General features: G+C 59.1%; 31 protein-coding genes and 1 tRNA gene. 28 read left to right on the plus strand and 4 right to left on the minus strand.

Annotation, left to right across the window (positions count from 1 at the left end; translation table 11 throughout):
* Positions 1 to 554: 554 nt before the first annotated feature.
* Positions 555 to 628: transfer RNA gene (locus GVL04_RS08805), tRNA-Lys, on the minus strand.
* Between the two features lie 594 nt (positions 629 to 1,222).
* Here GVL04_RS08805 and GVL04_RS08810 point away from each other — a divergent pair.
* Positions 1,223 to 1,501, plus strand: coding sequence for a helix-turn-helix domain-containing protein (locus GVL04_RS08810; protein ID WP_024816954.1), 279 nt, complete (start codon positions 1,223 to 1,225; stop codon positions 1,499 to 1,501).
* Positions 1,498 to 1,863, plus strand: a complete 366-nt coding sequence (locus GVL04_RS08815) for a hypothetical protein (RefSeq protein WP_159702691.1) — start codon at positions 1,498 to 1,500, stop codon at positions 1,861 to 1,863. Before GVL04_RS08810 ends, GVL04_RS08815 begins: the two co-directional genes overlap by 4 nt.
* 8 nt (positions 1,864 to 1,871) lie before the next feature.
* On the opposite strand, the gene GVL04_RS08820 is transcribed toward GVL04_RS08815, so the two are convergent.
* Positions 1,872 to 2,525, minus strand: coding sequence for a hypothetical protein (locus GVL04_RS08820; protein ID WP_159702694.1), 654 nt, complete (start codon positions 2,523 to 2,525; stop codon positions 1,872 to 1,874).
* 1,399 nt (positions 2,526 to 3,924) lie between these two features.
* Here GVL04_RS08820 and GVL04_RS08825 point away from each other — a divergent pair.
* The 3 genes from GVL04_RS08825 to GVL04_RS08835 all read left to right on the plus strand — a co-directional run bounded on the left by GVL04_RS08825 (position 3,925) and on the right by GVL04_RS08835 (position 5,275).
* Entirely contained in the window at positions 3,925 to 4,161 is a 237-nt protein-coding gene (locus GVL04_RS08825; RefSeq protein ID WP_159702697.1) for a hypothetical protein, read from the plus strand.
* Positions 4,162 to 4,250: 89 nt separating this feature from the next.
* Entirely contained in the window at positions 4,251 to 4,784 is a 534-nt protein-coding gene (locus tag GVL04_RS08830) for an antirestriction protein ArdA (protein ID WP_159702700.1), read from the plus strand.
* 38 nt (positions 4,785 to 4,822) lie between these two features.
* Positions 4,823 to 5,275, plus strand: a complete 453-nt coding sequence (locus GVL04_RS08835; protein WP_159702703.1) for a hypothetical protein — start codon at positions 4,823 to 4,825, stop codon at positions 5,273 to 5,275.
* Positions 5,276 to 5,316: 41 nt separating this feature from the next.
* Here GVL04_RS08835 and GVL04_RS08840 read toward each other — a convergent pair whose 3' ends face one another.
* Positions 5,317 to 5,619, minus strand: a complete 303-nt coding sequence (locus GVL04_RS08840) for a hypothetical protein (RefSeq protein WP_159702706.1) — start codon at positions 5,617 to 5,619, stop codon at positions 5,317 to 5,319.
* Positions 5,620 to 5,640: 21 nt separating this feature from the next.
* On the opposite strand from GVL04_RS08840, the gene GVL04_RS08845 reads away from it, so the two are divergent.
* The 21 genes from GVL04_RS08845 (at position 5,641) to GVL04_RS08945 (ending at position 16,329) form a co-directional block, all read left to right on the plus strand.
* Complete coding sequence (locus GVL04_RS08845) at positions 5,641 to 6,015, plus strand: hypothetical protein (protein ID WP_159702709.1); 375 nt, start codon at positions 5,641 to 5,643, stop codon at positions 6,013 to 6,015.
* The gene (locus GVL04_RS08850; protein ID WP_159702712.1) at positions 6,012 to 6,398 is read left to right on the plus strand and encodes a hypothetical protein; all 387 of its coding nucleotides are present in this window, start codon (positions 6,012 to 6,014) and stop codon (positions 6,396 to 6,398) included. The genes GVL04_RS08845 and GVL04_RS08850 overlap by 4 nt, the downstream gene beginning before the upstream one ends.
* Before the next feature lie 111 nt (positions 6,399 to 6,509).
* Positions 6,510 to 6,695 carry a hypothetical protein gene (locus tag GVL04_RS08855; protein WP_159702715.1) on the plus strand — a complete coding sequence of 62 codons (186 nt, stop codon included), beginning with the start codon at positions 6,510 to 6,512 and terminating at the stop codon, positions 6,693 to 6,695.
* A complete protein-coding gene (locus GVL04_RS08860) occupies positions 6,679 to 6,975 on the plus strand; it encodes a hypothetical protein (RefSeq protein WP_159702718.1) in 297 nt (98 codons plus the stop codon). The genes GVL04_RS08855 and GVL04_RS08860 overlap by 17 nt, the downstream gene beginning before the upstream one ends.
* Positions 6,976 to 7,059: 84 nt before the next feature.
* Positions 7,060 to 7,431 carry a hypothetical protein gene (locus GVL04_RS08865; protein WP_159702721.1) on the plus strand — a complete coding sequence of 124 codons (372 nt, stop codon included), beginning with the start codon at positions 7,060 to 7,062 and terminating at the stop codon, positions 7,429 to 7,431.
* Between the two features lie 291 nt (positions 7,432 to 7,722).
* Complete coding sequence (locus tag GVL04_RS08870; RefSeq protein ID WP_159702725.1) at positions 7,723 to 8,880, plus strand: DNA polymerase III subunit beta; 1,158 nt, start codon at positions 7,723 to 7,725, stop codon at positions 8,878 to 8,880.
* Positions 8,881 to 8,890: 10 nt separating this feature from the next.
* Positions 8,891 to 9,232 carry a hypothetical protein gene (locus tag GVL04_RS08875; RefSeq protein ID WP_159702728.1) on the plus strand — a complete coding sequence of 114 codons (342 nt, stop codon included), beginning with the start codon at positions 8,891 to 8,893 and terminating at the stop codon, positions 9,230 to 9,232.
* A complete protein-coding gene (locus GVL04_RS08880; protein WP_159702731.1) occupies positions 9,232 to 10,407 on the plus strand; it encodes an RtcB family protein in 1,176 nt (391 codons plus the stop codon). The genes GVL04_RS08875 and GVL04_RS08880 overlap by 1 nt, the downstream gene beginning before the upstream one ends.
* 2 nt (positions 10,408 to 10,409) lie before the next feature.
* Positions 10,410 to 10,910 (plus strand): HAD family acid phosphatase, encoded by a 501-nt coding sequence (locus GVL04_RS08885; RefSeq protein WP_200846796.1) that lies wholly within the window; start codon positions 10,410 to 10,412, stop codon positions 10,908 to 10,910.
* A gap of 69 nt (positions 10,911 to 10,979) precedes the next feature.
* A complete protein-coding gene (locus GVL04_RS08890; RefSeq protein ID WP_159702734.1) occupies positions 10,980 to 11,354 on the plus strand; it encodes a hypothetical protein in 375 nt (124 codons plus the stop codon).
* Positions 11,351 to 11,539 carry a helix-turn-helix domain-containing protein gene (locus tag GVL04_RS08895; RefSeq protein WP_159702737.1) on the plus strand — a complete coding sequence of 63 codons (189 nt, stop codon included), beginning with the start codon at positions 11,351 to 11,353 and terminating at the stop codon, positions 11,537 to 11,539. Before GVL04_RS08890 ends, GVL04_RS08895 begins: the two co-directional genes overlap by 4 nt.
* 92 nt (positions 11,540 to 11,631) lie before the next feature.
* Positions 11,632 to 11,949 carry a hypothetical protein gene (locus GVL04_RS08900; protein ID WP_159702740.1) on the plus strand — a complete coding sequence of 106 codons (318 nt, stop codon included), beginning with the start codon at positions 11,632 to 11,634 and terminating at the stop codon, positions 11,947 to 11,949.
* Complete coding sequence (locus GVL04_RS08905; RefSeq protein ID WP_159702743.1) at positions 11,946 to 12,365, plus strand: hypothetical protein; 420 nt, start codon at positions 11,946 to 11,948, stop codon at positions 12,363 to 12,365. The genes GVL04_RS08900 and GVL04_RS08905 overlap by 4 nt, the downstream gene beginning before the upstream one ends.
* Before the next feature lie 21 nt (positions 12,366 to 12,386).
* Positions 12,387 to 12,815 (plus strand): hypothetical protein, encoded by a 429-nt coding sequence (locus GVL04_RS08910; RefSeq protein ID WP_159702746.1) that lies wholly within the window; start codon positions 12,387 to 12,389, stop codon positions 12,813 to 12,815.
* Entirely contained in the window at positions 12,815 to 13,168 is a 354-nt protein-coding gene (locus GVL04_RS08915) for a hypothetical protein (RefSeq protein ID WP_159702749.1), read from the plus strand. The genes GVL04_RS08910 and GVL04_RS08915 overlap by 1 nt, the downstream gene beginning before the upstream one ends.
* A complete protein-coding gene (locus GVL04_RS08920; protein ID WP_159702752.1) occupies positions 13,165 to 13,713 on the plus strand; it encodes a hypothetical protein in 549 nt (182 codons plus the stop codon). The genes GVL04_RS08915 and GVL04_RS08920 overlap by 4 nt, the downstream gene beginning before the upstream one ends.
* Positions 13,710 to 14,939, plus strand: coding sequence for a DNA cytosine methyltransferase (locus GVL04_RS08925; protein ID WP_159702755.1), 1,230 nt, complete (start codon positions 13,710 to 13,712; stop codon positions 14,937 to 14,939). The genes GVL04_RS08920 and GVL04_RS08925 overlap by 4 nt, the downstream gene beginning before the upstream one ends.
* Before the next feature lie 20 nt (positions 14,940 to 14,959).
* Positions 14,960 to 15,241, plus strand: coding sequence for a hypothetical protein (locus tag GVL04_RS08930; protein ID WP_159702758.1), 282 nt, complete (start codon positions 14,960 to 14,962; stop codon positions 15,239 to 15,241).
* The gene (locus GVL04_RS08935) at positions 15,238 to 15,450 is read left to right on the plus strand and encodes a hypothetical protein (RefSeq protein ID WP_159702761.1); all 213 of its coding nucleotides are present in this window, start codon (positions 15,238 to 15,240) and stop codon (positions 15,448 to 15,450) included. The genes GVL04_RS08930 and GVL04_RS08935 overlap by 4 nt, the downstream gene beginning before the upstream one ends.
* Complete coding sequence (locus GVL04_RS08940) at positions 15,443 to 15,640, plus strand: hypothetical protein (protein ID WP_159702764.1); 198 nt, start codon at positions 15,443 to 15,445, stop codon at positions 15,638 to 15,640. Before GVL04_RS08935 ends, GVL04_RS08940 begins: the two co-directional genes overlap by 8 nt.
* Positions 15,637 to 16,329 carry a hypothetical protein gene (locus GVL04_RS08945; protein ID WP_159702767.1) on the plus strand — a complete coding sequence of 231 codons (693 nt, stop codon included), beginning with the start codon at positions 15,637 to 15,639 and terminating at the stop codon, positions 16,327 to 16,329. The genes GVL04_RS08940 and GVL04_RS08945 overlap by 4 nt, the downstream gene beginning before the upstream one ends.
* 29 nt (positions 16,330 to 16,358) lie before the next feature.
* Here the strand turns inward: GVL04_RS08945 and GVL04_RS08950 are convergent, their stop codons facing one another.
* The gene (locus tag GVL04_RS08950; protein ID WP_159702770.1) at positions 16,359 to 16,559 is read right to left on the minus strand and encodes a hypothetical protein; all 201 of its coding nucleotides are present in this window, start codon (positions 16,557 to 16,559) and stop codon (positions 16,359 to 16,361) included.
* A 47-nt stretch (positions 16,560 to 16,606) separates the two neighbouring features.
* On the opposite strand from GVL04_RS08950, the gene GVL04_RS08955 reads away from it, so the two are divergent.
* Positions 16,607 to 16,783 carry a hypothetical protein gene (locus tag GVL04_RS08955; RefSeq protein WP_159702773.1) on the plus strand — a complete coding sequence of 59 codons (177 nt, stop codon included), beginning with the start codon at positions 16,607 to 16,609 and terminating at the stop codon, positions 16,781 to 16,783.
* A gap of 176 nt (positions 16,784 to 16,959) precedes the next feature.
* Entirely contained in the window at positions 16,960 to 17,526 is a 567-nt protein-coding gene (locus GVL04_RS08960) for a hypothetical protein (RefSeq protein ID WP_159702776.1), read from the plus strand.
* Positions 17,527 to 17,559: the final 33 nt, after the last annotated feature.

Consider the following 17,559-nt stretch of genomic DNA (forward strand, 5'->3'; position numbering starts at 1 on the left):
GTGCTGGTGGAAGATGAGAATCACGGATAAAGAATCATGAAGAAAGGATCATAAAAGACATGAGAATAGGGTCATGAGGGGTGATAGATATCAGCAGATATGCCATTTGGATATGGGGTTAGGGGTATATGCATATTGGCGGCGAGCGGCTTTCCTGAATTTGCTTTTGACGAGAATTCGCGCTATACTTAAGAGGTAAGCAAGTCATCTAAAGAAAGAACTCAATTGGTCCAATACGCAGCAGCAAACAGAATTGAAGAAAAGTGGATCGCGGCAGGTTCCCCCTACTGCGAGCATCCGTCAATCGACAAGGAATACTTCCTGAGCGCGGACTCCGGAGACAAGCGCTGCCTCAGTTGCGGCGACACCTTCATCCGGTCCGACTGGAAGTCAGGCAATCTGGAGCCACGGGGCAATCTTCCGGCTGGTTCGAAACCAGCAGACCCGGCTGGTTCAGTGATTCCTCAGCCCGAAGCGCCGCCCATCGGGGCATAACAGATTCGCCACCGCAGAAGCTTTTCTCTGCAGGTGGCTTTTTCTGTTTCCGCACAAAGTTCCCCTGGCTGGACTCGAACCAGCGACACCCCGATTAAGAGTCGGGTGCTCTCACCAACTGAGCTACAGAGGATTGAACCCGTGACCGGTAGCACGCTCTGAGCGCTGCACGCTGCCATCACAGGCAAAACTTCACACCGCCGCTACAACGCTGTAGCAATGGACTCGGCATCTAATGCCAACCATGTCCGGTGTGCAAAACTGTGGCCCCTCCGGGGACCATCGAACTTTGACGCGGACAGCCGTCGAAAGGCGGAAAGGAGGAACACCCTAGACGCGCGTCAGGGAGGTCAACCCGGAGGGGAATCGAAGGGCGAAGCTGGCGCTTCGCATTGCCTTAACCTGGGTGAAGCCAATGGACTCCAGCCATGCAGGCTTCAGGTGTTAACACGGCTTACCGTGTTTGCCGGTATCAGAAGTAGCCCGGCAAGATGATTTAGAGGTTTGACGTCAGTCAAAGCTCCGCTGGAGCTACGCTTTGACGTCTTACAGGTTTACCGGCTAACCGCGGTTACACGCTCTTAGCCCCCCTATAATCCCCCCAAAACTTGCTCTCATATGTGTAAGAGTGTCCCGATGCCAAATCCCGGACACCCCGTGAATGTGGCCTTACTCACAGGTGAAGTCGTGTACCGGTAGCTGCGGTAAACGGTGATACCTTGACGGGATGAAGGGTGAAGCACTGAAAGCATGGAGGACCGCGAGCGGTTACCCGCTCAACAAGCTTGCAATGGTCCTTGGCGTCAACCAGGACCGAGTGAGGAACTGGGAGCGCGGCCTGAGTAAGATTCCAGAGGAGTACCTGCCGCAGCTCGGAGCCATCATGGCCGGGCAGCCCGTCGAGACTGAGCGCATAGACCTCAGCGGAGTGCCGGAACTCGACCTACTGGAAGAACTGCAGCTCCGTGCCAAGGCCCGGGCGCAGCAAAAAATGGGGAAGAAATGAGAAGAGCAGTTGCCTTGACTCTCGTCGGGGCCGTATTGGTGCTGACAGCTTGTGGGAGCGATAACCCGGCGAAGATCGCCAAAGCCACGGAGGACTGCCTGGCTTCTGGCAGCGAGGGTTATGAAGTCAAAGATGGCGGCAAAGAGGTTCGCCTGCAGATCAAAGGGCTCTCCCTGGACGGCCTCGATAACGAGGAGGCCGAGTGTGTCCTAAAGGGGGCAGGAGCCCCCGACTCACTGTTTACGAAGATGGGCAACACGTCGACTAACGACGGTGAGCAACACGCGAGTTGGGACGGGTTCGAGGCATCCTGGAAGCTCGAAGTAATGTCCGGGACAGCGATCGTGGTCAAGGCCAAGTAAGTCCGGGCTTAGTCGGCCGAGTTCGCGTCGGCGCCCGTGCGTTTGAGGCGACGAGGAAGTGCACGAAAGAAGATACGCCACTTGGCGTCCTTGATCTCAAGGTCTTCACGAAACCGTTCAATCATTTCGCTCTGGGCGCGACGGAACTCCGCTGACACATCTCTCCACGCGACCACGTTGGCTTTCGTCAGATGAGGCATCGGAACCGCCTTCATCACGTCGCTTACACCTCGGGCAACGTACTTGCTAGCGACAATCTCCACAGGCATGAGGCCGTATTCGGCGAAGCGCTTTCGGAATGTGGCAAACGTGTCATTCTGCTTGTTCCAAGATTCCTGAAGCTCTTCGAACTGGTCGTCAGGCAGGTCCGGTTTCGGACCAATGAACACGCCGTCCCGAACCGTTCCCGTTTTTTCGAGGAGTTTCACGTATTCATCCGCGTGCGCATACATCTCTTCGGCGCTTTCGATCCAGCGTTGACTCGCTTCGTACGTGTCCCGGTAGATTTGCATCTTTTGATCCCGAAGCCACTGCCGATGCTCGTTAACCCGATTGAACCGAGAGCCCGCCCAAGTGCCGACGAAGGCGAATACTCCCGTCAGTAGGGCAATGCCCAGCTTTAACAGATCGTCTTCCGGCAATTCCCCAGCCTCCATAGCCACTCAATTTTCTCTCGCATCCTATCGGGATGTAGGCCGAAGCTGTCACCTGTGTAGGGGCCTGCCGCCCTTCAACCACGCGGAACATCGAGCGGTAAAAAGTTTCTAACCCGTACGCAACAAGACGTGCTAACCACTACCGGGGCGGGGGTGCCGGCGTCGGGGGTCCTCCCCCAGGGGGTGCCGGCTTCTGGGCGCGCGGGATTCTACCGGTAGAGCCGGTAGGCTGCAAGTGTGGGCGCGCGTGTGCCTTGTCATGTGGCGCCGTGGTTGACCTGGTGGTGTGGTGTGTGGTGTCATCGCGTGCCGCGCGTGGTTGGGTAGCTGTCAGGCTGTGGTGCGGGCTGTGGCGTGGTCCGATTTGATTGTTACCGGTAGAGCTGGTAGAGTCTTACTCATCAGCACGAAGGCCGCCGGAAACGGGATGGAGCGCACGGGTTGAGAGTTAAGCTCTTGGACTTGACCGGTTACCGGTAAGACTGGTAAGCTCGATTCGTCGGCAGGGACGCCGGGACGGCTTGACCGAGATAGCACTAACAGACCTGATGCTACCGGGGTAAGGGCAATCCATTTGTTCCGCGGTTCATAGTTGACCGTTATCCGCAATGCGGCAATGACGAGAATTTGAATCGCACCAGCCGGTTTGGAGATTACCGGTAGAACTGGTAAGCTAGATTCATCAAGCAAGGCAGTCCGGGAACCGCGCTAGCGGGGAACGGGTGGGTACGGAACTATGGTTCCGCGACTCGGGGCACGCAGTTTCTGCGCCGGGGGATACATCACCTGATGGTGGTGCGGTAGACGTGCAGGGTAGGTGCCTCTCCGGTTTGTAGCCGGCGGGTCATGGTAGCTCTCCAGAATGCTGGCCGGTTGTCCGGCCAGGTATCTGCGACCTCATTGCCACACACCGAGAGTAAGCGTCTGGCCGATTCGATGTTTGAGAACTTCATAGAGAACATGACGTATTTTGATACCACTGGTTCAATTGCGCTAGGGATGGGCACGAACGCTATCACGGGCAACCGATGCGGGAACCGAGAAAACTAGGACAGACGCAAGTTAGGCGAACTGGTGAGGATACGTGTCAGGCATGGGTGAGCTGGTGCTGTGGGTGCCGAAAGCCTGACATAGGGAACGCGAATACGGGTAAGTGTTGAGAGTAAACAAACTTTTTTTGCGCCGATGGTTGAACGTTTGTAAACGTTAGCTTGGCGCGGTAAGCAACTTTTAGATTCGGCAGGGCGCTGCACCGATTGGGTTCGGTTCGCCAGCGACTCAGACGCCTGATGGCGTCGGATAGGCGGGCTCCCTGCCGTTTCTAAAGCGTATATATGCAACTTGACGATGGTTGAGTTGTGCATGTACGGTTTGAATATCAATCAGCGGAGAAATGGAGCGAGGCATGTGGGAGAAGCTGGTGTTGTTGTTGGCCGGCCAGGCGCAGGAGGTCGGTTATGACGTCTGGAATGAGCGGGTAGGTGAGGACGTGAGCCCTGAACTGGCTGCAGCGGTCTACCACTACTACATATTCGGGGAGTTGTTGACGAAGGACCAGGTTGTGGGCATGGCAGCGTCCGGTCTGGTGTTGTTGTTGAGGCTCCCGGCGGCTGATGCCGCCTTGTTGGTCCATCGTTTCTAAACGGTTGCGTTTCGCTGCATCACCGGCTCCGGCCGGTGGTCCGGCGTGACCTAATCGGTCGAGGTAATTCATCGAGTCAAGGAGAAATCATGAGTGAGTACAAGGTCTGGGTCGGCTGCTTGGCCTGCTATAACAATGGCGACCTGGTGGGGGACTGGTTCGATGCCGGCGATAGCCCTCAAAGCGAGGAAGAGTTCAACGAGGCCGTTCCGGCCCATGTGAAGCTGCAAGCGGCTGACGTGAACCCTCACGAAGAACTGTGGGTGTTCGATCACGAGAACTCGCCTATGGAGGGTGAGTACTCGCCGTGGAGCGCTAAGCAGTATGCCGAGTGGCTTGGTGACCTTGCTGAGAGCGAGGCTGAAATCTTTGGCAGATGGTTGGCCGACAATGGGCCGTTTGATGAGGATGCGGTGGAGCGGTTCCGCGACTCGTACATGGGTTGCTTTGAGGAGGGTGCCGACTATCTGGCCGAGCTCTACCCTGAGGCTGATCTGCCGAGCTGGGCCCAGAGCCACTACTGGGAGATTCTGCGCAGCATGTTCAAGGACTGCGTACTGGGTGGCGACGTCTACACGATCGAAACCGGCTACCACGAGGTCCATGTTTTCAGCACTCACTAGCGCCCCGATTGTCCAACGTTTATAAGCAAGGAGTTGAAATGTTCGGTTTGAAGCATGCGGGCATCCTGACGGATGCCCAACTCGGTCAGGCGCTGCGGGGCGCTTTGCAGGTCGAGGAGATAGTCGACCTGATCGGTTCCGGATCTAACGTGGCCGGCTTGTTGGCCACCGTGGATCACGAGGCCGCGAAACGGTTCCCGCATGTGCTGGAGCACGTGAAGCGTGAGCGGGAGATGGGGCTTTATGTCCAGTCCATCAAGTCAGTGTTCGATGCTCTGGACATGCTGCGTGGGGAGCTGCTGCACGATGTGGAGGCATTCTTCCAGCAGTACGACGTCGACTCGGCGGAGGATGCTATGCGGGAGCAAATTGACGGCGCCACTTTCGACCAGCTGCCCCTTACGGCTGTGGTCGAGCCGATGGTTCGGACCCTTCTGGATCAGGCTGCCGTTGCGGTCATTGATGAAATCGCTGCTCGGAGGGCCGTGTAATGGCGAGCCGTCGAGTGATCCACAACCGTGTAATTGCTTCCCTACTGGTGACGGCTGCGATGTTTGGTGTTGTGGCTGTGGCCACCGCTGAGGCGCCGGTTCAGCGCGTGGGGGAGAGCTACGACTTTAGTCAGGTATGCCAGGAGGATGAGCCCTGCTGGGATTGCCGAACCATGGGCAATGGCATCTGCGGGCCAACTAAGCCTGCCACGGTCGAGGTAGCCACCTATGCGGAGGCGTACGAGTGGTGCGCTGCCCAGTACGTCGCTGATCTGAACGCGAGGACTGACTGCCAGTGGGCGGCGTATCGAGACTTTGACGACGCCACCAACCCAAGAACTCACAAAAATATCTAAGGAGTAATCATGGCTGCTGTTGTTGAGGCTGGCGCATTGTTGCGGGCCAACCTGAATCCTGACCTGCGTCCGCGGATCGCCGCAGACAACGTTGACGTTGAGCTGAGTGCCACCGGCGGGCTGCTGTTCATCAGGATCTACGAAATCATCGTAGAACCCGACCCGGAGCTTGTGCGCCATGGATACGGGCCTGTGGGTGACGAATCGACCGGTGACCGCCTGTTTGAGCTGTGTGTGCCGGCCCCATCGATGCGGCACGGTTATGCGGCCAGGTCTTTCAAGCACATTGATGCTTTGTTGTCCGAGCTGGCGCTCGAATCCTGGGTCGCTGAGATTGTCACGGATGCTGCGGCCATCGGTTTGCGGATGGTGGCGGACCGGTGAGCCGCGCGACCTTGAAATGGGAAGTGGCAGTTACCGTCGATGTGGAGGTGACGGACAGGGCTACAGCCCTCACCTTGCTTGACGATGACCTGCGCGAGGCGGTGTTTGCTGCCGCATATGACACAGTCGCACCGGTACTGATTACCGTGACGCCGGTTCCCGAAGATCGGGAGTTTGAGGAGTCATTCACCGTAATCGGATTCTGGGATGAGGATGAGCCCGTAGTCACTGGCGTGATCACGGGCCAGCACCCTGTTGAAGGTGGGGATGGTGTCAGTGAACAAGGGCCTTGGGCTCTTTGGATTGACGCCGTCGATGCAGAGGCCGCTGCAACCTTTGCAATCGAGGAGATGCTGGAAACGCTCGGTGGTGGCGATGAGTAAGCACCGGTGTACCGCTTCCTGCTGGTCCTATATGGTCCGCTTTGGCGAGGACGAAAATACGGTCGACTGCGATCCATTCGAGGCTCGCGCCGCCGCGGAACAGGACGACCAGTGACGCGGGATGAAGCGCTGGAGGTGGTCACCGACGCCGCGGTGAACTGGGCAACTGAACTAACCACATACATTGCGCCGGCATCCGAAGACTTTAATGATCCGGAGTCCGCTGAACAGCAGCGACGTCAGGCGAGCCAAATTCGACAAGCAATAGGAGTACTGAGCAATGCCATTGACGACTGAGGGCTTCACGGAACCTGACAACGATGACCGCGCGGATTTCGCGGAGGAGGCGCTGACGGTTTACATGAAGCGCACTGGCAGCGACAGCGACACGGCTATCCGTGACCTCATTGGCGACCTGGGCCACCTCTTTGATCGTGAGGTGAAATTTACCGCCGGGCACGACTTCCAGCTCGAAGTTGAGTGGGCCTTCGGCACTTACATGGAGGAGCGCCACGAGGAAGCTAACAACCTGCCGCCGCTGGGCGCCGACTTCACCTACAGCCTGGTTCAGCATTGAGCGCTGGCACGGTACGCAACTAATACACAACTTGACCATCCATGCGCCGATGGTCTAACGTTTATATACGAAAGAGGCAAGCATTTGGTCACCAAGATTTCTGAGGAATCCCTGCTCGACATGTTGGACGCTGCGGGCTACGGCATTAGTTATTGGGCCGTCGAAGCGGTCATTGACGAGGAGGCCCGCACCTACACGGTCACACCAGAAGAACACCCGACAGAGGACCGTGCGCCGGAACCGATAGTGATCCCGTTCGACAGCATCATCGGGGCGTTCTGGACGATCAGCGATCCGGACGCCGAAGTGAAGCACCTGTCCCGACTGACCCAGTCCTACGTAAACCAGGCAGTCGTGGATGGTGAGGACGGCGACATTGACGCCGGCCACATCGATGCCCACGCGGCAGACCAGATCATCCAGGTGGCCGCATTCGGGGAGGTGGTGTTCGGATGACGCGGAACAAGATTAGGAACCTTGTCGAAGGCCCGATGATCTACCCGCTGCCACAAGGAATCACTTTGTTGTAGCGATGCAGTGAAACGGGGGGCGTCAAGGCATCGCGATAAAAACTAAGCCAGCTAACGCTGGCGACCCAGCTGGTTGCTGAGAGACGGGTTCGATTCCCGTCATGGGTACTGGGTGGCGGTCTGGAAACCGTGTGGGGAACTAATGAACCGGACATTGCGAACCGGGGTCCACCGTACCGACCACCCTGCCAATCAAGCACTATCGAAGGAGACATCAATGTCCACTGCAGTACTCACAGCGAACGCGACTGCCACGGCAACCGGCCAGGAGTGGTTGGACGCTCTCGCCAACGTATCCCCGGCTGTCAGCGCGAAACCGCCTGTGCCGATCCTTGCCTTCGTGAAGGTATTCACCGAGCGTGGGCAGCTCCGCATGCAAGCCACCGACTACGCAACGTCCGCTGATGTGCGAGTGACGCGTCATCCGGGCGAGGTGAAGCCGTTCCTCATCCCGCACAAGTGGGCTGTGACCACTCTCAAGCCGGTGCTGGGCAAGAACAAGAGCACCTGGGTGACCATCCGTCAGAACGGCGACAAGGTTGAGCTGCTTTGTGACGGCTACGAGATTCCCGTTGACGCCGCTCCTGTAACCGAATACCCGGATCTGCCGGTTGCGCCTAACCCTTCGGCCCTGCTTGATGCGGAGAAGTTCTCCACGGCCATGGCCGGTGTTGCGGTCACGGCGTCGACAGATGACACGCTCCCCATCCTGGCTGGCGTCCGGCTTGAGTTCACTCTGAATGAGGTAGTCATGCTCGCCACAGACCGCTACCGCCTGGCATCCGATGCTGTTGGGGGCTCCTTCTCCGAGGAGTTCACGGTCCTTGTCGGCGCCAAGACGTGGGCCAAGGTTGCGAAGCAGCTTTCCAAGGGACTCGTTGGCTTCTCGTACGACGGCGACCGTACACTGCATGTCCGCTCTGGCGACAACGTGTACTCGATCTTGGGGCTTGACGGGGACTACCCGAAGATTCGCTCCCTGTTTGGGCAGTCCAGCGAAACCATCGCTGTAATGAATCGGGCCAAGCTGCTCGAAACTGTGACCGTGGCATCCAAGCTGGCCGAGCGGAACAATCCGATCGTCATCAGGCTCAAGGAGGGTGGTGTCATGGTGACGGCGGACCCTGAAGCTAAGTCGCCGCTAGTCCCGACCGAGTACGACCGCGTCTTCGGTGAGAGCGATGAGCGGGTTCTCGCCTACAACCCCGGCTACCTGCTGGACATGCTGAAAGCGATCACAACGGACACGGTCCGCCTATCCCAGCCCGCCGGCCCGAAACCTGGCACATGGACTGCCGGTGACGAGTCGGCTGAATCGGACCTGGCGTACCGCCACATGATCATGCCCGTACGCCTTCCCAGCGAGAACAAGTAGAGGAGGAGCCATGACTGCTGAACCACTCGGCGTGTGGGCCTGCAACCCGAATGGCCTTTCTGACGGTGACGGTGAGTTCTTGTACGAGGGGCATCTCGACGGTGAGTGGATCACCGTCGTCACCTACATGGGGGAGTCGGACGGCAAGCCGGTCGTCCAGCTGGATACGGGTGGGGATGTGGACTTCCGCATCAACGTCAACGATGCACCCATCTGGGATCAATCAGCTGAGGAGAAGTCGGTAGCCGACTTCATCAAAGCCGCCCTGGCGGACGGCAGCAATGACGCCATGTTTGAAGCGGTGTGCAACATCGCCAACCTTTACCAAATCGAACTACCGGAGGAAATCTGATGCCCGAACACTTGATCCCTAAGCTGGTCAACTACGCGTCCATCCTGGGCGACAACACACGTGAGCAAGCCATCATGACTGCGGGCATGCCTTTCATCCACCCGCACTTGGCGCTCATGCCGGACGCGCACCTTGGGAAGGGAGCAACGGTTGGGTCCGTGATTCCGACGCTGGGTGCCATCATGCCGGCGGCCGTTGGTGTGGACATTGGCTGCGGCATGGATGCCATGCACACCGGCCTCAACGTGACCGATCTGGAGGGGCTGGACCGCGCGAAGCTGCGCCGGGTAATCGAGGAAGCGATCCCGCTCTCGGCAGGCAAGTACAACCGCACCATGACGCCGTCCGCCGAGTTCGCAGTGGAGTGGCTGGAGGAGACTGCCCGCGAACTGGGAGTCAACCCTGATGGTTACGCTGCCAACTGGCGGCTGCAACTGGGCTCGCTAGGGTCCGGCAACCACTTCATCGAGGTGTCGCTGGATCAGAATGACGACGTCTGGCTGTTCCTGCACTCGGGCAGCCGAGGGGTGGGCAACAAGATCGCCCAGCACCACATCAAGGTAGCGCAGGACTATTGCGCCCAGCACTTCATCAACCTGCCGCACCGTGACCTCGCCTACCTGGTCGAAGGGAGCGAGGAGTTCCAGCGCTACATCAATGACCTCAAGTGGGCGCAAGAATTTGCCCGTTTCAATCGCAAGGAAATGATGACCCGGGTTGTCCTTGCCTTCAATGATTGGGCAGGCGTGGACTCCACCGGATCGAAGCGCTACGTGACCTGCCATCACAACTACACGGAGCAGGAACGTCACTTCGGAAAGGACGTGTGGCTGTCGAGGAAAGGTGCGATCGACGCATCCGAGGGTGCCTGGGGGCTGATCCCCGGCTCGATGGGCGACAAGTCCTACGTCGTGGTCGGTAAGGGGTCCAAACTGTCCCTCAACTCGGCACCTCACGGCGCCGGCCGCGAACACTCCCGCAGTGCAGCCCGCAAGCTGTTCACGCAGGACGACCTCCGGGACCGCATGGCCGGTATCGAGTACAAGGACTCAGCTGAGTTCATTGACGAGCACCCCGCGGCCTACAAACCGATCGATCAAGTGATGGAGGACGCGGAGTCCCTGGTCGAAATCAAGTACACGCTCCGCCAGATCATCAACGTGAAGGGAGACTAGCCGTGACCGACAAGCCCACTGCGATCATTTTCGACATGGACGGCACCCTCTGCGACGTCCGATCAATCCGGCACCTAGTGATCAAAAACCACCCAGATAACCCGGGCTACAGGGACTTCGACCGCTTCCACGAGCTTTCGGTCGACTGCCCACCCAACCTGAACGTCCTGGCCGCGGCAAACGAGGCACACGCTCAGGGTCACAAGGTCATCATCGTGACAGCCCGCCAAGAGAAGTACAGGCAACTCACCAAATGGTGGATGCTGCTCAATGGGGTGCCGTTCGACCAGCAGCTGCACCGCAAAACCGGTGACGGGCGTCCCGACCGTGTGGTGAAGCAAGAGATTCTGGCCGGTCTGCGCCAGCACTACAACATCATCCACGCTTGGGACGACAACCCGAATGTGCTTGCGCTCTGGGCCGAGGAAGGCATCGAAACCACTGTGGTTGAGGGCTGGTTCGAGGATGCGCCTCAGGCCGTGCAGGAGGCAGTCGCCGTCTAAACGACTTTACTTTCATGACATGATGGTCTAACGTATATAAACGAACAAGCAAACAATTTAGGAGCAACAATGGGTTTCATGAACGCCTTGGACGTCGACGCGCAGGAGTTGACCGACGCGGTGGACCGCAATTCGCGGGAAGTCATCGAGTACTTCATTCAGCATGGCCGCGAGCGGTCACGCGACGAACTTGAGCGATACCGGCAAGCCAGCCTCTTTGAGGCGCTGACTCGACAGGGCTGGGTACCGCCCACCCTGGCGCAGCTGGCCACCACTCGTATCCGCGAGGTGATGAACGGCGAAGCCAACTCGATCGCGGAGTCGCTGTGCAACGCGATTGAACTGCTTGCACCCGAGCCGGAGGAAATCGTCGTTGACGACCGCGGGGCGGAACCGCTGGCCGAATGGGAGCGCGAACTCCTGGAATCGGCGGCCGCAGAATGAGCCAGCGCGAAAAGATCCTGCAACTGCTGAAGGCGGGACCCGCCACTAATCAGCAGCTCAATAAGGTCTGCTACCGATACGGCGCCCGCATCCATGAACTCCGGAACGCCGGCCACAACATAATCTCCGAGCAGATCGACCGCGGCCTCTGGCAGTTCCGACTGGAGGCGCAAAGCAGGGGCTGAGTCACGCCCCGATGGTTTAACGTTTACAAACAATTGGCGAGACGGTCCTGCGATGGGCCGTTCCGCTTCTACCTAAGGATTACTGAAAACACATGTACTACCCCGCCAACAAGCTCGACTCCCGCAACATCGGCTCCGTCGTAGCATTCCGAAACGACGGCATGAAGGTGCACGGCATCTTGGAGCTGATGGAAACGAATGCCGAGTCCGTCGAACTCACCCTGCAGGGCTCCGACGAAACCTTCCTCCTCGAACCAGCCGACCAGGTCAACGTCATCCTCACATCCGAAGCCGCCTACGCTCTGCACTCCAAGAACGCCCTGGAGTCGATCAGGGACATGCTTTCAGAAGCGTTGCCCCTCATCCCCAAAACCGAAACTCCCGCCGTCCTGCAGCTGGTAGCTGCATGACTGCTGTGTTGGTGCTCCCGGAACCGGTTGAGCCCACCAAAGAAAACATCGCCGCCGGCACTGCACCCATCTGGATTACGCCGCCAACCATCCTTGAGGCTCTGGCTGACGTGGTCGCCGGGCATCCGTCCGACCATGCGAACCCAGATCGGCACAACTCGAACCAGATCAGTGGCCTGACCGCGCATGTTGCCCGCGAGTTCGGATTCACGTGGCCGGAGCTGGCCGCAACAAAAGACCTCGTTTACGACCTGGACTGGACGGTCGACAACAGCTCCCGCACCTGGTTCAGCCATGACGCGCTCCTGTACTGGGAGTGCCTTGACGACCTCTCCAACCTGGGCTGGACGTGGGGAGCGATCCTCGACCACCTACAGCAGGCGTGGATCAACGAAAACTCTGACGCACCGTTCTAACCGGTGCACTGAAAGGAAGCCATGACGACATTCACTGAACGAAACGACCTTGAAGGCACACTCCAGGTCGACGTCGAGGGGGATGCGACAACGCTGTTTGTCGAAGACCGCAACGACAGTGCCTCGTTCTACGCGGACAACTTCGACTTGCCGCTCATTGCACTCGCCATCATCGGTGAGGATCAGGTGACGGACGGCGAACAGATGACGGTCAGCATGTTGCCGGACACCTCCGACGAGGTCCTTGTGGACCTGGCGCGCGCTGCTCTCCGAACCCTCAAGGATCGCCGGGAAGCCGCGGCCGCGGAGGAAAGGGCGCGCAAGATCGCGATCCTCGACCTTGAGGCCACGCTCGGTGGGCCGGAATCTCCGAACCTCACCCTGACCAAGCCGATCGCTGAGCAGCTGTACAACCTCGGCCTGCGGGCCAAGAACGAGGTGACGGCCTAATGGCGCGCAACAGCTTTGGTGAGAAGGTAACTGCTGGCGCGGTGCTGCTCGGCCTCCTAGGCGTAGTGGTGGGATATGGCGGATTGTCGGCCTCCTGGTACTCGACCAAGAACGAGGCCCGCTGCACCGTCCAGTCAAAGACGGCAACAAGCACAAAGCAGGGCACGGACTACCGTGTCTTCACTGAGCAGTGCGGCGTCATGCAGATTCAGGACGACGTTCTGCTGGGCCGCTTCAACTCTGCCGATGAGTACGGCAAACTGCGCGAAGGCACGGACTACACGTTCAAGACGGTGGGCTGGCGCAACGGCTTCTTCTCCATGTTCCCGAATGTGGTGGAGGTGACCAGATGAGTATCACCGTGGCCGACTGCGGCCTGCCCGAACTGCCCGAGGGGCAATGGTGGGAGGTGGTTCGCGTTGAAGAGCGCTCGGGTTGGGCGGTATCGGGCGGGTTTCCATACCGCCACAATGACGCAGTGCCCGAACATTATGCCGTTCGAATAATGCGGTCGGTAGATGTGCCGGCCACGGTCGAAATCCACGAACGCGGCTGGTGGCTAAAACCCCGGCACGTGCCAGTGCCAGCGACAACCCGCAACGAGATCGTGGCCAGGCAACGCATTGGGGAATACACGCCTCCTCGTAACGAGTGCGGGTTCACGGTGGGCGACTACTGGGACTATGAGCAGGACCTGACTCCTGAGCTGGTCCTCCACCACGCCAAGAAGTTGGTGAAGCGACTGGAGAACGAGCGCGCAGAAAAGGTGGTGGCCGACAAGAAACGTAGCGAACGGGAAGCCCAGAAAGCAGCAGCCAAGGTCATCACCGATTCCCTGCTCGGCGCCTACCCTCCCAAGACACTGCCGCCGGTCGAGAAGAAGAAGGGCAAGGGTTGAGCGGACTGACCGTGTCGGACTTCTTCTGCGGAGCCGGCGGGTCATCCACGGGCATGGCCCAGGTGCCCGGCCTCCATGTGAGGCTGGCACTGAACCACTGGGAACGGGCGATCCAGTCCCACTCGCACAACCACCCGGACACCGAGCATGCGTGCGCTGACATTGCGCACATCAGGCCCGAGTACACGCCTCGAACCGATCTTCTCTGGGCTTCACCTGAGTGCACAAACTTCACGGTAGCTAAAGGCGTGAAACGGGACTCATGGGACGGGGAGAACGTGATCCCGGATGAGGCCGCGCAAAGGTCCCGGGCGACCATGTACGACGTGCCGCGGTTCGCAGAAGTGCACAGGTACGCCGCCATCATGACTGAGAACGTCGTGGAGGTGACTGCTTGGAAACCGTTCAGGGGCTGGCTGCAGTCCATGACGGACCTTGGTTACGAGCACCGGATCGTGTCGTTGAACAGCATGCATGCTCAGGCTTACGGGCCTGGTGCTCCGCAATCCCGCGACCGGGTCTACATCGTGTTTTGGCTCAAAGGGAACCGGGCACCGGACTTCGACCGGCTGCGCCCGTACGCCGACTGTCCGAGTCACGGCAGGGTGCAGTGCTTGCAGGTGTTCAAGAAGCCGGGCCGGCTGGCCGGGAAGTACCGGGCACAGTACGTGTACCGCTGTCCCGCGTCGGACTGCGCGAGGGTGCTTGAGCCAAGTGTTCGCCCGGCATCGGATGCGATCGATTGGAGCCTGAAAGGGGTCCGGCTGGGTGATCGTAAGCGGCCACTGGCCGACCGGACCCAGCAGCAGATCGTGGATTTCGTGAACAAGTTCGGGGAGCAGCCTGGACTGACTCAGTACTACGGGACCCCCCATCCGAAACCGGTGACTGAGCCGTTCTCCACCTTCACAACACGGGACCGGCATGGCCTTGTGACGTTCCGGCGGAACGCCAATGTTGTGCCGGTGGATGCTGGCCCGTTCAGCACGATCACTGCCGGCGGCAACCACCACGGCCTTGTCTCGTACACGCGGGCCGACCTGGATGACGTCGAGTTCCGGCTCATCCAACCCCACGAGCAGATGTGGGGAATGGACTTCCCTCGGGATTACACGATCCTGGGCACCAAGAAGGAACGGACCATGCAGGCGGGCAACGCTGTGACACCAGCCGCAGCCCGCGACATTGCTGGCATTGTGGCCGACTCATTCGAGCTGGCTGCCTAAAGAAAGAGGAGAAGAAGAGTTTGCAGAGAACACTGCACGACGTCCTGACAGAGATTCTGGACGACGCGGAAGGCGGGGTCGTTGTGATCCCAGCCGATGACCTGGCCGACCTTGTCGCCAAACACCCTCCAGCGCAGCTCCAGACTGAGTGGGGCGTGGCATGGAGTCTGCCTGAAGCACACGGCACCAGCCAGTTGGACAGCTTGGAGACTGCCGAGGCAATGACCGCGAACCTAGCTGACGCAGGGCATGAGGCCCGTGTTGTTTGGCGGGGCACGACGGACTGGAGGAACCGGGATTGACAGCGAAAAAGACGGAGACGACCGAGCAGCATCCGAATGACTTGGTCACGCGCGATTTTCTGACACCGTGCTGCCATGTGCAACCCGAGTTTTGGGTGGAGTACGACGTCGTGAAGGGGATTGGCTGCACCGCGCAGAATTGCCTGAATGAGTGGCACCCCACCGGCACCAACGCCGTCTGGCAGGAGGAGCTGGTGCCCAATGGCTGATTTCGAAGTACACGGCAATGTCAGTTACTCGTTCTCTGCAATCATCGAGGCGGACTCGGCCGAGCAAGCCGAAAGCCTTGCCCTGGCTGATCGAGAAGGCTTCTGGCAGCTGGCCGTCGAGCAGGGCGACGTCCCTGATGCTTCCGACATCGACGTGGAGTTCGCACAAGCTTGGAGGGAAGGTAGATGATCGACTATGGCAAGGAACCCCTCGACTTTGGCAACTATCCGCTGCCCGAGTGGAGGGAGTTCATGCACTACATGTACCTTCCCATCGCCATTCCGGGTCAGGATGGCATCCGGCTTCCCCAACGGCTGGAGTTCGCCAGGGACCTAATCGAGGAGATAATCCGGCTGGAGGATGCCACCCAGTACATGTTGGGCTTCGACGGCAAGCGGTTTGACTACGTCTACCTGACGATGCGCCGCGGCTTTGCCACCCCCGGCAATCCGCTGAACCGGCCCGGCTGGCATTCGGACGGGTTTGGGACCCACGACGTCAACTATGTGTGGACTGACCGTTTCCCGACCTACTTCGCGTTGCAGGAATTCCACAACATCAGTGACGACCATAAAGAGTCGATCAAGCAGTTTACTCAGCAGATCAATCTCGCAAGGTGCGACGGTGTTGATCCGATCTGGACCTATCCCGACCATCAGCTTCTTCGGCTGGACTCGTCCGTAATCCACAGGGCACCCGAGATTCCGGCGCCGGGTGGCGTGCGCTCGTTCCTCAAGGTGTCGTTCTCGAACAGCAAGTACAACTTGGCAGGCAACAGCCACAATTTCCTGTTCGACTACGACTGGGACATGTTCGATCGTAACGCGGTCAGGAATGATCCGGCGCGGGGCGAGTCGGACTCTGGGGTGCCCGCATGAGTCGCGATGAGGCTGCTGAGGCGCGACGCCTAGTTTGCAGTCGGGTCTACGTGAATCTGAAGGCCGATGACGTCAACCTCTCGCTCCAACTCCGGAAAAACCATGTCGGAGTCGACGGCACCGCGAGCCTTCGCTGTATCGACGAATTGGGCAAGGTCACCGAGCGTCATGTCGAAGCCGTGTCCGTCATCCGAGAACAGAAGTTTCAGGGTGCTAGAGAGATTTGCCATACCGCCAGTATTCCAGACGTGGCCGACTCCTCTGAGCAGGAGACCCCATGAAGCCTGAGGAGTTGAAAGCTCACGCAGAGCGCTTGCTGCAGGAACTGGTTCGCGACGTTGAGTACAGCACCGTCTACGACGACTGGGACCTGCAGGGCGCCGCAGAGCAAGACTGGCTGGCGATTCACGACTTGATGGCCTCCGCCACCGCGACGTTCGCATGGCTGGACTAAGTGTAGAAGTGGCTGCAAAGGCGCTTGCCGTCCACCGGCCAGTTACCCGGCCCGAAGTAAAGGGCATCAACTGCAGCCACTGGCCATGCCAAGAATTCACGACTGACACGATGATGGGCTTCCTGCGACACCAAGCAGCCGTGATCGTGGAATCCACTGACTAGAAAGGATGCGGTTTGAACGCACGTGAGACGACGAAAGCGATCGAAGCGGCTCTCCTGCTCAAGTACACGGCCCATCAAACGCACTGGGCCGTGTTGCGGGAACTCTCCTTGTTCGACCCTGACGCTGTTGCGCAGAACAAGGGGAAGCGCAAGTACGACGCCAACCGTGAGGTGGAGCGTCGGCGGATCGATATGTTGCTGATCAACCTGAAACGAAGGGGCGTGAAAGTCCCGAACGAGCGCATGGCGCTCGAAATCAAAGTGACTCGTGCCGACTTCAAACGTGACACGGAGGACAAACGCCGAGCCTGGATGGCACACGCCGACAGGTTCGCCTATGTCACTCCTGCCGGCCTGATCACCAAGGATGAGCTGCCAGCGGGCTGCGGGCTCATCGAATACCACCCCGACGCATTGTTCGGCGGGGACCGGTTGAAGTGGAAGGTGACCGCCCCATACAAGCAGGAGCGGGCCACTGACTTCGACCAAAACTTTATCGTGTACCTGGCCAACAGGCTCTCGACAGCAGAGCAACAGCTACGGCGCACGAATCGCAGAGCAGGATTCATCGCGGCATAGTCATGCCCTGATTGTCCAACGTTTAGAAACTTT

The organism is Arthrobacter sp. 18067, from assembly GCF_902706295.1.
Lineage (GTDB): Bacteria > Actinomycetota > Actinomycetes > Actinomycetales > Micrococcaceae > Arthrobacter.

Coding starts and splice junctions, on each gene's coding strand:
- GVL04_RS08810 (WP_024816954.1), top strand. CDS start 1,223: ATGAAGGGTGAAGCACTGAAAGCATGGAGGACCGCGAGCGGTTACCCG.
- GVL04_RS08815 (WP_159702691.1), top strand. CDS start 1,498: ATGAGAAGAGCAGTTGCCTTGACTCTCGTCGGGGCCGTATTGGTGCTG.
- GVL04_RS08825 (WP_159702697.1), top strand. CDS start 3,925: ATGTGGGAGAAGCTGGTGTTGTTGTTGGCCGGCCAGGCGCAGGAGGTC.
- GVL04_RS08830 (WP_159702700.1), top strand. CDS start 4,251: ATGAGTGAGTACAAGGTCTGGGTCGGCTGCTTGGCCTGCTATAACAAT.
- GVL04_RS08835 (WP_159702703.1), top strand. CDS start 4,823: ATGTTCGGTTTGAAGCATGCGGGCATCCTGACGGATGCCCAACTCGGT.
- GVL04_RS08845 (WP_159702709.1), top strand. CDS start 5,641: ATGGCTGCTGTTGTTGAGGCTGGCGCATTGTTGCGGGCCAACCTGAAT.
- GVL04_RS08860 (WP_159702718.1), top strand. CDS start 6,679: ATGCCATTGACGACTGAGGGCTTCACGGAACCTGACAACGATGACCGC.
- GVL04_RS08870 (WP_159702725.1), top strand. CDS start 7,723: ATGTCCACTGCAGTACTCACAGCGAACGCGACTGCCACGGCAACCGGC.
- GVL04_RS08875 (WP_159702728.1), top strand. CDS start 8,891: ATGACTGCTGAACCACTCGGCGTGTGGGCCTGCAACCCGAATGGCCTT.
- GVL04_RS08880 (WP_159702731.1), top strand. CDS start 9,232: ATGCCCGAACACTTGATCCCTAAGCTGGTCAACTACGCGTCCATCCTG.
- GVL04_RS08890 (WP_159702734.1), top strand. CDS start 10,980: ATGGGTTTCATGAACGCCTTGGACGTCGACGCGCAGGAGTTGACCGAC.
- GVL04_RS08895 (WP_159702737.1), top strand. CDS start 11,351: ATGAGCCAGCGCGAAAAGATCCTGCAACTGCTGAAGGCGGGACCCGCC.
- GVL04_RS08900 (WP_159702740.1), top strand. CDS start 11,632: ATGTACTACCCCGCCAACAAGCTCGACTCCCGCAACATCGGCTCCGTC.
- GVL04_RS08905 (WP_159702743.1), top strand. CDS start 11,946: ATGACTGCTGTGTTGGTGCTCCCGGAACCGGTTGAGCCCACCAAAGAA.
- GVL04_RS08910 (WP_159702746.1), top strand. CDS start 12,387: ATGACGACATTCACTGAACGAAACGACCTTGAAGGCACACTCCAGGTC.
- GVL04_RS08915 (WP_159702749.1), top strand. CDS start 12,815: ATGGCGCGCAACAGCTTTGGTGAGAAGGTAACTGCTGGCGCGGTGCTG.
- GVL04_RS08920 (WP_159702752.1), top strand. CDS start 13,165: ATGAGTATCACCGTGGCCGACTGCGGCCTGCCCGAACTGCCCGAGGGG.
- GVL04_RS08940 (WP_159702764.1), top strand. CDS start 15,443: ATGGCTGATTTCGAAGTACACGGCAATGTCAGTTACTCGTTCTCTGCA.
- GVL04_RS08945 (WP_159702767.1), top strand. CDS start 15,637: ATGATCGACTATGGCAAGGAACCCCTCGACTTTGGCAACTATCCGCTG.
- GVL04_RS08950 (WP_159702770.1), bottom strand. CDS start 16,559: ATGGCAAATCTCTCTAGCACCCTGAAACTTCTGTTCTCGGATGACGGA.
- GVL04_RS08955 (WP_159702773.1), top strand. CDS start 16,607: ATGAAGCCTGAGGAGTTGAAAGCTCACGCAGAGCGCTTGCTGCAGGAA.